This window comes from Frankia sp. Cppng1_Ct_nod, from assembly GCF_920656135.1.
Lineage (GTDB): Bacteria > Actinomycetota > Actinomycetes > Frankiales > Frankiaceae > Protofrankia > Protofrankia meridionalis.
This window is the reverse complement of sequence record NZ_CAKKTK010000015.1, coordinates 7,076-19,407: the sequence shown is the minus strand read 5'-3', so window position 1 is coordinate 19,407 and position 12,332 is coordinate 7,076. Positions and strand designations below refer to the sequence as shown.

General features: G+C 70.3%; 12 protein-coding genes. 5 read left to right on the top strand and 7 right to left on the bottom strand.

Translation table 11 applies throughout. The features are described 5' to 3' along the window. Positions 1-35: 35 nt before the first annotated feature. The 6 genes from NBW77_RS06880 to NBW77_RS06855 form a co-directional block, all read right to left on the bottom strand. A complete protein-coding gene (locus NBW77_RS06880; RefSeq protein ID WP_131745714.1) occupies positions 36-1,145 on the bottom strand; it encodes a maleylpyruvate isomerase family mycothiol-dependent enzyme in 1,110 nt (369 codons plus the stop codon). A gap of 182 nt (positions 1,146-1,327) precedes the next feature. After that, a complete protein-coding gene (locus NBW77_RS06875) occupies positions 1,328-2,140 on the bottom strand; it encodes an ABC transporter permease (protein ID WP_131745715.1) in 813 nt (270 codons plus the stop codon). Next, the gene (locus NBW77_RS06870) at positions 2,137-3,147 is read right to left on the bottom strand and encodes an ATP-binding cassette domain-containing protein (RefSeq protein ID WP_131745716.1); all 1,011 of its coding nucleotides are present in this window, start codon (positions 3,145-3,147) and stop codon (positions 2,137-2,139) included. Before NBW77_RS06870 ends, NBW77_RS06875 begins: the two co-directional genes overlap by 4 nt. 111 nt (positions 3,148-3,258) lie before the next feature. Further along, on the bottom strand, positions 3,259-4,119 hold the full coding sequence (locus tag NBW77_RS06865; protein WP_131745717.1) for a polysaccharide deacetylase family protein: 861 nt from the start codon (positions 4,117-4,119) through the stop codon (positions 3,259-3,261). Between the two features lie 104 nt (positions 4,120-4,223). Continuing rightward, positions 4,224-5,027, bottom strand: coding sequence for a biosynthetic peptidoglycan transglycosylase (locus NBW77_RS06860; protein ID WP_250279451.1), 804 nt, complete (start codon positions 5,025-5,027; stop codon positions 4,224-4,226). Between the two features lie 214 nt (positions 5,028-5,241). Then, a complete protein-coding gene (locus tag NBW77_RS06855; protein WP_131745718.1) occupies positions 5,242-6,258 on the bottom strand; it encodes an undecaprenyl-diphosphate phosphatase in 1,017 nt (338 codons plus the stop codon). Positions 6,259-6,550: 292 nt separating this feature from the next. Here NBW77_RS06855 and NBW77_RS06850 point away from each other — a divergent pair, with 292 nt between their 5' ends. The 4 genes from NBW77_RS06850 (at position 6,551) to NBW77_RS06835 (ending at position 11,177) form a co-directional block, all read left to right on the top strand. After that, the gene (locus tag NBW77_RS06850; protein ID WP_131745719.1) at positions 6,551-8,005 is read left to right on the top strand and encodes an aldehyde dehydrogenase family protein; all 1,455 of its coding nucleotides are present in this window, start codon (positions 6,551-6,553) and stop codon (positions 8,003-8,005) included. A 26-nt stretch (positions 8,006-8,031) separates the two neighbouring features. Then, entirely contained in the window at positions 8,032-8,796 is a 765-nt protein-coding gene (locus NBW77_RS06845; RefSeq protein ID WP_165485870.1) for an SDR family NAD(P)-dependent oxidoreductase, read from the top strand. A 10-nt stretch (positions 8,797-8,806) separates the two neighbouring features. Next, positions 8,807-10,114, top strand: a complete 1,308-nt coding sequence (locus NBW77_RS06840) for a cytochrome P450 (RefSeq protein WP_131745721.1) — start codon at positions 8,807-8,809, stop codon at positions 10,112-10,114. A gap of 91 nt (positions 10,115-10,205) precedes the next feature. Then, a complete protein-coding gene (locus tag NBW77_RS06835) occupies positions 10,206-11,177 on the top strand; it encodes a TIGR03621 family F420-dependent LLM class oxidoreductase (RefSeq protein WP_131745722.1) in 972 nt (323 codons plus the stop codon). A gap of 37 nt (positions 11,178-11,214) precedes the next feature. Here the strand turns inward: NBW77_RS06835 and NBW77_RS06830 are convergent, their stop codons facing one another. Further along, a complete protein-coding gene (locus NBW77_RS06830) occupies positions 11,215-11,685 on the bottom strand; it encodes a nuclear transport factor 2 family protein (RefSeq protein WP_250279450.1) in 471 nt (156 codons plus the stop codon). Positions 11,686-11,811: 126 nt separating this feature from the next. Between NBW77_RS06830 and NBW77_RS06825 the strand changes: the two genes are divergently transcribed. Further along, a partial coding sequence (locus tag NBW77_RS06825) for a pyridoxamine 5'-phosphate oxidase family protein (protein ID WP_131745723.1) occupies positions 11,812-12,332 on the top strand: 521 nt, incomplete at its 3' end.

Below are 12,332 nucleotides of genomic sequence, written 5' to 3'. Positions count from 1 at the left end.
TCAATGCAACAGTGCCGACCCGATCGGTTGGCCTATCACGGGACGGACAGTGCCGGGGCGAACGCCAGCAGTTGGTGGCCGAGGGTGGCGTCCCCTGCCATGACGACACCGAGGTCTCCCGGCGTTCGGCGGTCGCCGACGAACAGGCAGAATTCGACCGTGTCGAGGATCACCTCGGCAGCGGGCTGTGCAGTCTCGGACAGATCGGCGGCCCCGGACAGATCAGCGGCCCCGAAGCCACCGGTGGTACCGGACGGGTCTGCGATGCCGACCCGCACCAGCCAGGATCCGGCACCCGGTCCGGTGAGGGTGAGGCGGACCGTGCCGGCGGGTGGCCCGGACGCGGCCGGCAGATCGAGCGTGAACAGGTGGTCGAGCATCCGCGCGACAAGGTCGGCCATCACGTGCAGGTGCTCCGCGGCAGGGTCGGGCAGTGCCAGACCGACCGCCCTGGCGATGTCACGGGCATGGATCCAGGTCTCGAAGCCCCGGGAGACGAGGTGGTCGGCAACGGGCATCTCGATGCCGCCGACCTGGACGAGTCGATCGGCGAGCCCCGGGTCGGCACACAACCGCTGCGCGATCGCGTCGACACCGTCCCGCCAGAGCCCGTACGTGTGTGCCGGCGGCCGGGCACGCTGCTGAGCTATGACAGCCTCGCTGTGGGCGACCACGTCCTGGCGAGGATCCACCGACGGGTCCCCGGCAACGCCGATCGCCGCGGCGAGCAGTCCGTTGGTCGCGGCGAGGTGGGCGACCAGGTCGCCCGTGGTCCAGTCGCGGACCGGGCTGGGCAGGGTCCAGGCCGCGTCGTCGAGTTCGGCGAACGCGGATTCCAGCAGGCCGGCGGCGGCGGCGAAGGGTGCGGCGAAGGCGGGTACCGACGGCGCGGGCCGGCGGCGGGCCAGCGCGGCGGTGAGCACGTCCGAGGGCGGCGGGGGCGAGCCGACCTCGGCGCTGTCCGGCTCGTCGAGTTCGACGAGCTCGGCGATCATGGCCACCGTCTGCTGCAGGTCGACCGCCTCTCGAGCACAGGACGGGCACTGGCGTATGTGCGCAGCCACCAGGTCGGTCTCGTCGGGGTCGCAGGCGTCGAGTGCCCACACCCCGAGCAGGGCGGTGACATGAGCTCCGGGCGTGCTCACCTGCCCACCCCTTCCTCCGCCAGCTCCCGCGCAAGCGCGCTGCGTATGCGTGACTTCGCCATGTCTTCCGGGATTCCCGGCCTTCCGGGATTCCCAGTTCGATCGCTACCTCACGGTAGGTGCGTCCATGATTGAAAGCCAGTTTCACCGCATCCTGGAGGAAGGCCGGCGGCACAGTCGCCTCAGGAGGTGAGGTTGCGGTACTGGCGTACGGCCAGTGGGGCGAAGACCATGCCGATGCCGATCGACCAGACGACGGACTGCCACACCCAGTGGTGGGCGGGTCCACCCACCATGAGGGCCCGGACGGCGTTGATCGTGACGGTGGCCGGCTGCGCCTTGGCGTAGGCCTGCAGCCATCCGGGCATGGTGCTCACCGGAACGAACGCCGAGCTCGGAAAGATCAACAAGAAGAAGGGCAGGATCGAGGCGACCTGGGCCGTCTCGGGGTCCTTCACGGCCAGGCCGATGGATGCGAACACCCACGACATGGCGTATCCGAACATCAGTACGAGCCCGATCCCGGCGAGAATCGCGGTGGCGGAGTTGTGGAACCGGAATCCCACCAGGACCCCGACCGTGATCATCATCGCCAGCACCAGGACGCTGCGGCACAGATCGGCCACGGTCCGTCCAGCGAGCACGGCGGAGCGGGCCATCGGCAGGGCCCGGAACCGGTCGATGATCCCGCTCTTCAGATCCTCGGCGAGCCCGACGGAGGTTGCGGAACCGCCGATGAGGGACGCCTCCACGAACACGGCGGGGACGATGTAGTCCACGTAGTGCCCGCCGGGGATGGCGATGGCGCCACCGAGGACATAACGGAACAGCAGCAGGATCAGCAGCGGCTGGGCGGTGGAGATGAGCAGCAGTTGCGGGGTGCGCACCAGCCGGCGGAGGTTACGCTGGGCGATCCCGCCGATGTCGCTGAAGATGACGGCAAGTTCCGTCGAGGCGGTCGGTGGTGCCGGCCGGTCGGCCGTCGGACTGTTCATGGACGCCTCCCGCGCGGCGCGGAACCGGCCTGCGGGGCGGCGGCGGAACCGCCGTTGACCGGGGGCGTGGCGGCATGACCGGTGAGGGACAGAAAAACGTCATCAAGGGATGGGCGTCGGATGCCGAGATCGTCCAGGTCGATACCCGCCTCGTCGAGGCGGCGCCCCGCGGCAAGCAGGACCTTGGCCCCACCGGTGGCCGGGACGGCGACCCGGCGTCGCTCGGCGTCCACCTGCGGGGGGCCCTCACCGATACCGACAAGGAGTGCGGCGACCTTGTTCAGGTCGGTGTCGTTGGTCACCCGCGCTTCGACGACGGCGCCGCCGGTACGGTTCTTCAGCTCGTCAGCGGTCCCGTCGGCGACCACCCGGCCGCGGTCGATCACGACGATGCGGTGCGCGAGGCGTTCGGCCTCCTGCAGGTACTGGGTTGTCAGCAGGACGGTGGTGCCGTCGGCCACGAGGCGCTCGATGAACGCCCACAGATCGTTGCGGGTCCGCGGATCGAGCCCGGTGGTGGGCTCGTCCAGAATGAGTACGGACGGATGCCCGACCAGGCTCGCGCCGAGGTCGAGGCGCCGTCGCATACCGCCCGAATAGGTCTTCACCTGCCGCTCACCGGCGTCGGTGAGCCCGAAGCGGTCCAGGACCTCCCGCGCACGGTGTCGGCGTTCGGCCTTCGGGAGGTGGTAGAAGCGCCCGACAAGCTCGAGGTTTTCCCGACCGGTGAGCAGTTCGTCGACGGCGGCGTACTGGCCGGCGAGCCCGATCACGCGACGCAGCGCGTCGGCGTCCCGCACGACGTCGTAGCCCGCGATCCTGGCCCGGCCGCTGTCCGGTTCGAGCAGCGTGGTCAGGATCCGTACCAGCGTCGTCTTGCCCGCGCCGTTGGGGCCGAGGAGCCCGAGGACCGTACCGGCCTCGGCGGTGAGGTCGACCCCGGTCAGCGCGTGGGTCGACCCGAACCGTTTGGTCACCGCCTCAACTTCGATCATCGGCTCGGCCATGACCGCCCCTTTCCGGGGTATTCCACGGTAGGACCGGTGTCCAGACTGGTGAACAATAGCCGACCGGTACGACGTTATCCGCGTCGGGACACCTGTGCCCCCGGCGGGTTTTCAGCCGACGGCGCGGGAGGTGCGGAACATGGTGTCGAGGGTGACCGGTTCCAGCCTGCGTTCGGTGATGAGTTGCTGTATCTGGTCGAACAGTCCGAGGACCGTCTGGTGGTTGGCGTGGCCGAGCATGATGGTTCCCGGCTGCAGGTAGCGGCGGGCCAGATCCATGAGTTGCCCGGGGCTCAGCACCGTGGAGTCACCGAAACTACCGTTCCAGATCAGGACCTTCGTGAAGCCGAGTCCGGCCACGACCGCGTCGACATGGGCGTTGTGCGAACCGTACGGCGGTCGGAACCAGGGCCGCGAGGTGATGCCGAACGTCTTGTTGATCCACTCCTCGTTTCTTTCGATGTCCGCGCGGATCGCGTCGTCCGCGCGGCCGAGCAGGTTGAGATGGGTCCAGGTGTGGTTTCCGATCTGGACCTGACCGGCCTCGATCAGGGGACGCAACGCGTCGGCGTGCCGATCCCAGATCTCCCGGTAGGCGCCGTTGGGCGAGAAGGTGATCGGAATGCCCGAGCGCTGTGCGAACTCCACGTAACCGGCGACGGTTTCGGGTGAATAGCCGTCATCAATCGTTATGGCGATCTGCCGCGTCGGCGCGGGCGCTCCGAACACCACCGACGGGGCTCCTGGGCGTGCCGGTGGAATCGGTGGCAGCGGTGACGGCTGCGGCCTGGGCTGGTCCCGGGTGATCACCGACGCCGCCGCCGGTTGTGAGGTCTGGTCGACCACCGGCGTGCGGCTTTGTCCTGTCCCCGGGACTGGGCTGGAGGCAGGTCCGGGGTGCTGCGCCGAGCAGCCGACGAGGGCCTCGGCCGCGCCGATGCTCAGCAGCGTCAGCAGTGTCCTGCGATCCATGGGCGGAACCGTACAAGACGCCCCGAAGCCGTGTTTGGGGCTATCGGCCGTCATCGCTGACGGAGCCGAGAAATCGGGCGGAATCGGGCGCTCTTGGTGACCATTCAGCGCAGATCGAGAGGTTCGGCGAGGACGGCGTCCCCCTCGGCGCGGGTGAGGGCGCCGGTCGCGACGAGACGGTTGAGGACGTGCCGTTGGCGGGCTCGCGCGGCCTCGGCGTGCTGGTAGGGGTCGTATGCGCTCGGGGCCTGTACCAGCCCGGCCAGCGTCGAGGCCTGCGCCCAGGTCAACGCGGTGGGTACACGATCGAAGTAACCCCGGGCCGCGTCGGTGACCCCGTAGTAGCCGTGGCCGAAGTACACCGTGTCGAGGTACATACGCAGGATCTCGGTCTTTCTGTACCTGGCGTCAAGCTTCACCGCCAGGGCCACCTGTTCGACGCGGTCGGTGAAGCCGCGCCGGCCATCCGTGTACAAGATCTTGACAAGCTGCTGGTCGAGCGTGGCACCGCCCACGTCACCGCTGATGACAAGGAAACCCGCGGTGGCGCGCACGGCGCCGACCGGGTCGACGCCGTGGTGGGAGAAGAACCGGGTGTCCTCGGTGGCGAGGAGTGCCCGCACGATCCGGTCGGGCAGCGGCCCGGCCAGCGCTTCGGCGCCGTCGGCCGCGGCGAGCGTCCGCACGCGTTGGTGCGCGTCGGCGGTGGACGGGGTCACGGCGAGAAGCAGCCCGAAGCCGGCGGCCAGGACCAGGAGCACGGACATCGTGACCAGGGCGGTCCGGCGGGCGAACCGCAGCCCCCTGCGGGTGGGACGGCGGTCCAGCGCGGCGCCGCGGCCCTCGGGACGGTGTCCGCCCAGATCGTCGTGCGCCCGGCCAACAGGCGAGGTTGTCGTGTTGTTCATCAGCACAGCCAGTCCGTCACGGTGCCCACCCCGTCGTCGTGGTCCCCTCGGGTGACGCTCTGCGGACCAGCGCTGCCACACTTCGGCCGCCGCGGAGGAATCCCCCCTCCGCGGCCCGCCGAAACGAGGTCGGGGACCACCCGCATCCGGATCGGCCCTGATCGTGGGATTCGCGAATCATTTCCGGTGTCGGCCGAATGCCGTCCGAACAATCTCAGAAAAGGGTGAAACGGGCGAGGCAGAACAGACCCGCCGCGATGCAGTAGACCGCGAACGGCTTCAGCGTGCGGTTCTCGAAATACCGGGTGAGAAACCGTACGGACAGGAAGGCTGCCATGCCGGACAGTGCCGCGCCGAACAGTGCCTGGACGCGGATGCCCTCGCCGAGAGGCCCGAACAGGTCCGGCAGTTTGAGTACTCCGGCAGTAAGGATCACCGGCGTGGCGAGCAGGAAGGAGAAACGTGCCGCGTCCTCGTGGGACAGTCCGCGCAGGAGCCCGGCCACCATCGCGATGCCTGATCGGCTGATGCCCGGAGCCAGGGCGAGGATCTGCGCGGACCCGACGATCAGCCCGTCCGACTGGCGTAGCCGGGACAGCCGCTGATCGGAGGCGATGGCCGGGTCGACGTCCGGCTGAGGTCCGGGCTCGGAATCGGGACCGGGCACTCCGGTGCCCGAGACGCCGGAACCTGCGACCGTCTTGCCGGATGCGGCCACCAGGGGACGGCGGTGCGCGCCGTGTCGTCCCCCGTAGGTGGCGTCCTGCGGGGACGGTCGATGTCGCATGCGTTCCGCGGCGAGCAGGACGACACCGTTTATCGTCAGGAAGGCCGCCGCCACGACCGGTTTGCCGAGGGTCGTGCGGAAGGTGTGTTCCAGGAGAAGACCGGACACGCCGACCGGAATGGTGGCGATAACCAGAAGCCATCCGAGTTTCTGGTCCGATGTCACCACTTCACGGTCCCGCAGCGAGGTCAGCAGGCCCACGACGATGCGGACCCAGTCACGTCGGAAATAGACGATCAGGGCCGCGGCGGTGGCCACGTGCAGGCCCACGATGAAGGCCAGATAGGGCGATTCGGGGGAGGACACGTCGAGATCCCGCGCCCAGCTGCCGCCGATGACCGCCGGAATGAGGACGCTGTGGCCGAGGCTGGACACGGGGAACAGTTCCGTGACGCCCTGTAGAAGGCCGATGGCGCCAGCTTCAAGGAAACCGAGATGCGGCATGGACTCACTTTCGAACAGTGCCGGACAGGTGGTGCCAGACAGGAGGTGACCCCGGACGCGATCATGCCACGGCCGGGCCCCGGAACGCAGGTTGGCACACGGATCATGTGACCACGATGTGAACCACCTGTCAGGTGTGGTCGACCGATCACCCGGAGCGCGGATCGGATGGCCCGATCGCCATCATCAACTAGAGACGATCTAAAGTAACTAGTGCGACAGGTATGCCACTGGTGCTACTGTGACGTCCGACACTTTGTTGAGTCCAACTCGATAAAGACTCGAGGAGCGTATGGACCGCAGGACCGAGCTCTACATCGACGGCCGGTGGCGGACACCGAGCGGCGTCGGGACGATCGAGGTCGTGGAGGCGGCCACGGAACAGACCATCGGCGCCGTACCGGCGGGCGAGGCCGATGACGTCGCCCTTGCCGTGGCAGCCGCGCGGGCGGCCTTCCCCGCCTGGTCGACCAGCACGGTCGACTCCCGGGTCGCGCTGCTGCGGGCGCTTGCCGACGGCCTGGACGCCCGCGGCGCGCAGTTGGCGACGTTGATGGCCCGAGAGGTCGGCACTCCGCTGGTCACCTCCAGGCGGGTGCAGGTCGGCCTGGCCGTGTCCGTCATCCGCTCGATCGCCGACATCGCCGAACGTCTCCCCCTTGAGGAACGGATCGGATCGTCGTTGGTACTGCGGGTCGCTGCCGGTGTGGTCGGCGCGATCACGCCCTGGAACTATCCCCTCTACCAGCTGACCGCCAAGGTTGCGCCGGCACTCGCGGCCGGATGCACCACGGTGGTCAAGCCGAGCAGTGTCGCGCCCCTCGCCGCGTTCGTCCTCGCCGACGTCGCGGGCGAGGTCGGCCTGCCGCCCGGCGTCCTAAACATCGTGACCGGCCGGGGGGCGGTGGCGGGGGAGACGCTGGTCGGTCACGCGGACGTCGACCTGGTCAGCCTCACCGGGTCCACCGCCGCCGGGGTCCGGGTCGCGCAGATCGCCGCATCCGGTGTCAAGCGGCTCACCCTGGAGCTCGGCGGCAAGTCCGCCTTCATCCTCTGCCCCGGCGCCGACCTGGACCTCGCCGTGGACAACGCCGTGCGCGGCTGTTTCGTCAACAACGGGCAGACCTGTTCGGCGACCAGCCGGCTCGTCGTCCCACGTGAGCTGTTGGACGAGGTGGAGGAGCGTCTCGCCGCGCTGGTCGGGGCCCATGTGGTCGGCGACCCGCTGGACCCGGCCACGACGATCGGGCCGGTCGCCTCGGCCGGGCAGGCGCGTTCGATCGCGTCCTACCTCGACAAGGCCGCACACGAGGGCACCGTGATCGTCGGCGGTCCCGGTCCCGTGCCCGGGCTCGACCGAGGCTACTTCGTGCGCCCCACTGTGGTGAGCCGGCTCGGCAACGACGCCGTGCTCGCCCGTGAGGAGGTCTTCGGCCCGGTGCTCGCGGTCATCCCGGTCGCGGACGTCGACGAGGCCGTCACCGTCGCCAACGACTCCGACTACGGCCTGTCCGGCGCGGTGTTCGCCGCGGACGATGCGTCCGCAGTGGCGGTGGCGCGCCGGCTGCGTACCGGCCAGGTGGCGATCAACGGGGGCCGGTTCAACGTCCTCGCCCCGTTCGGTGGCTTCCGGCGTTCCGGTGTCGGCCGGGAACTCGGCGAGCACGGGCTGGCCGAGTACTTCGAGCTGATGTCGTTGCAGCTGCCCGCCGGCGTGAGCGGGGCCACGGGCCCGGCTGCCACGTGACGGGCTGCCACGTAACGGGCTGCCACGTGACGGGCAAGGGGGAACCGGGCACCGTGGTGGTGACCGGTGCCGCCCAGGGCATCGGCCGGGCGCTGGCCCACCGCCTCGCCGCGGACGGCCACACCCTGGTACTCCTCGACCTCGCCGCCGAGCCGTTGCGTGCCGTGGCGGATGACCTCGGAGCCCGGGCCGTCGTTCTCGACGTCACCGACGCCGACGCGGTCGCAGGCCTCGCGAAGATCGCGCCGGACTGCACCATGCTCGTCAACAACGCCGCTCTCGTCCTGGAAAACGCCCTGCTGGACACGACCGCGGCGGACGCCAGGCGGGTGCTCGACGTCAACGTCGTCGCACCGCTACTGCTGGCCCGGGCGCTGGCCCCGGCCATGGCCGCCCGCGGCGGCGGCAGCATCGTCAACCTGTCCTCGGTCACTGCCCGTTACCATCCGCCGGGTACCGGGCTGTACAGCGCGTCCAAGGCCGCTTTGGAAGGGCTCACCCGCGCGCTCGCCGTGGAGCTCGGCCCGCTGGGTATCCGTTGTAACGCGGTGGCGCCCGGTACCACCCCGACCCCGGGGTCCGACGCACACTACGGCGACGAGAGCGCCCGGGCACGGCGGGCGGCCGTGCTGCCACTGCGCCGGCTCGGCACCGTCGACGACATCGCCGAGGCCGTGCTGTTCCTGCTGTCCCCGCGTTCGGGCTATGTGACCGGGGAGGTTCTCGCCGTCGACGGCGGCTACACGGTCGCGGGTGGCCATTTCTTCCGGCTGGCGAGATCCAGGACCTGAGAGGTGCTCGATGACAACCGATGTCGACGCGCGGTCGTGCCCGTTCCCCGGGCCCGACCTGTCCAGCCCGGAGTTCCTCGCGCGGCCGGAACACTGGTACGCGATCATGCGCGTCCAGGCGCCGGTCTGCCTCGTGCCCGGCAACGGCTGGTATGTCGTGGCCGGCGCGGAGCTCGTCCGACAGGTATTGCGGGACACGGCGACGTTCTCCTCGGCGGGCCTGAGCAAGCACGCGCCGCCCCCGCCCGAGGTCGCCGACGCGGTCGCCGCGATCCGCGCCCGCGGCTGGCCCTATGTTCCGGCGCTGGGCACCAACGACCCGCCCCGGCACACCCAGCTGCGCAAACTGGTCAACAAGGCGTTCACCCCGCGGGCGCTCGCCTGGATGGAGCCGCTGGTCCGCCGGACCGCGCACGACCTTGCCGCGGCGCTGCCCGACGGTGGGCAGGTCGACTTCTACACCGCGTTCGCCGAGCCACTGCCCGCCTGGGCGATCTGCCGGGTGCTGGGGCTCGATGACTCCCGCCGCGCCGACGTCCGGCGCTGGACGCTCGCCGCGACCGCCACGATCGGTGCCCGCCCGGACGCCGAGGGCTGGATCCGCACGGAGGAGGATCTCCTCGACTACCAGCAGACGATGGCGGCCGAGATCGAACGGTGCCGCGAGCAGCCGCGCGAGGGGCTGCTGTCCGCCCTGGTGTCGGCATCCGCCGAGGTCGGGCACGGTGAGGAACCGATCGGGACGGCGAACCTGCTCACGGTGGTGCGCGAGCTGCTCGTCGCCGGGAACGAGACGTCCGGTCGACTGATCGCGGCCATGGTGTACCTGCTGGACCGCCGTCCCGAAGAGTGGGACCGGGTGCGCGCGGACCCGGAACGGGCGCGCCTGATCGTGGAGGAGGCGTTGCGCTGGTCGACTCCGACGCAGGTCGCCTACCGCCGGGTGACCCGGGATGTCCGGCTCGGCGGGGTCGACATCCCCGCTGAAGCCAGGCTGGTGGTGTCGTTCGCGTCCGCCAACCGCGACCTGCTGGCCTTCGGCGATCCCGACGCTTTCGACCCCGACCGGCCCGAGGTGCGCACCCACCTGGCGTTCGGCCAGGGCCCGCACATGTGTGTCGGTGCCGGGTTGGCCCGCATCGAGGGCGTCACGGCCCTGCAGGTGCTCGCCGAGCACGTCAAGTCGTTGGACGTCCTTGACCCGGACAATCTGAGCTACACCCCGAGCTTCATGGTGCGGGGCCTGGACACACTGCCTGTCACCGTGCGGCGTCTGCCGGCCGCCTCGGACGGGGATCACCCGGAGGTCGGGCATTGACCGCGGTCGGGCTGTGCCTGCCGCGGCCGGGCGGCACGGTGACCCGGGACGCACTGCACGGTTTCCGCGAACTCATAAAGGAGGGGTCCTCATGCAGACCCGACGTCCGTTCCGTTTCGGCGCCCAGTGTTACCGGGCCGCGGACGCCAAGCAGTGGCGCGACACGGTGCGCCGGGTCGAGGACGCCGGCTACTCGGCGCTGCACGTCTCCGACCACTACGTCGGGCCCGGCCCGGCGATGGACGGCACCGGCCACCGGCCGGTGACCCTCGCGCCGGTGCCGGCCATGGCTGTCGCCGCCGAGATCAGCTCCACGTTGCGGATCGGTTGCCGCATGTTCTGCGTGGGCTACCACCAGCCGGTGGTGCTGGCCAAGGAGATCGCCACGCTCGCGGTCCTCGCCGAGAACCGGATCGAGGTCGGCCTGGGCGCCGGGTGGCTCGCGGCCGAGTACGCCGCGATGGGCGTGGCGTACGCCGGGGGCGCCGAACGGGTCGACCTGCTGGCCGAGGTGGTGGAGCTGCTCGACGCGTGGTTCGCGGGCAAGGACATCGCGGTGGAGGGCCGCCATGTCCACGCGGGCGGTTTCGCCCCGCTACCGGTGCCCGCGGCCCGCCCGCCGATCATGATCGGCGGAGGTTCCCCGCGGGTGCTGCGCCTGGCCGGTCGGCGCGCCGACATCGTCAGTGTCAACTTCGACAACCGGTCCGGCGTCATCGGCCCGGACAGCGTCGCGCGCTCCGGACCGGAACAGACCCACCGCAAGCTGGCCTGGGTACGCGAGGGCGCCGGTGACCGGTTCACCGACCTCGAACTGGAAACGGCCGCCTACTTCGTCGCGATCGAGGGCGGGACGGAGACGACCGAGGCCGAGCTGTCCGCGCGCACCGGACTCGACGCGACGGCCCTACGGGCCTTCCCGCACGCCCTTGTGGGCTCGGTGGGCGAGGTCTGCGACCAGCTCGAGCGGCGGCGGGAGGAGTACGGCTTCTCCTACATAACCGTGGGTGACCGGGCGATGGAGGCCTTCGCGCCCGTCGTGGCCCGCCTGGCCGGTTGCTGACGACTCGGTGCCCAGCTCAGGGATGCAGGACTCCGGCTCAGGGGTAGCGGACGGCGCGGTTGCCGTCGGTCCACATGCGCGTCAGGCCGCGGTAGCTGAAGCGCCAGCCGTCGGCGGTACGGCGCAGCCGGTCGTCATACCGGCCGGCGACGATGTACAGGTCGCCACCGGGCGTACCGCGCCGGACCTGCTGAGCCTGCACGTAGGCGGTGTGCCCGGCGTCGTCGCCGTGCAGCCGTACCACCGAGTTGCCGACGAGGTGCTGCGTGGCGTCCAGCGGCACCAGGATGGAACTGATCGCCTCGACGATCGCGTCCGGGCCGACGGGGGAACCCACCGACCCCCCGAGCGCGCACACCGCGTCGTCGGTGAACAGCTCGCGCAGCGACACCCAGTCCCTGGTGTCCAGGGCGGTGGCGTAGGCCGCTACGACGTCGAGAACGGCCGCCCGGTCGGTGAGTTCGCGGACCATCCGGGCGGCATCGGTGGGTACGGAGACGTCTGTCACGGTCGGACTGTACTGCGCCCGGCAGGTGCCGGGCGACCGGCTCCGTCGGGCAGATACCGCGCGGTCGCCCGCACGGAGCTGTCCGACCCACGGAAGCAAGTTCCGACTACGGAGTGAGGAATGCCGATGTCAGCGCAACCGGTCCGGGGCTGGGAGGACCTGTCGAGCTTCACCCTCGACGACGATGGTGAGGCGGAGCTTCTCGCGCGCCAGACGGAGTGCACCTTCGTCTGGGTGAACGCGACCGGCCATCCGCTCGGCGCGGTGGTCAACTTCATCTTCCGCCGCAACCGATTCTGGGCGACGGCCACCGACTGGCGGCCCCGGGTGGCGGCGATCCGCCGTGACGACCGGGTCGCCATCGTGGTGAGCAGCAAGGGCTCGGGCATCCCGCAACGCCGCTCACTGACCTACCGGGGACTGGCCGTCGTCCACGACGACCGCGCGACCAAGGACTGGTTCTTCCCGGAGTTCTCCGCGGCGATGCGGCCTGGTGCACCCGCCAGGCAGGCCGAGTTCGCCCGGCTGCTCGACTCGACCGGCCGGGTCGTCATCGAGGTCGTACCGCAGCGGCGCACCGGCTTCGACGGGGCGAAGATGTGGACCTCCGCGCCGCAGGGCGCACCCGACGATCTGGCCGCCCGGTG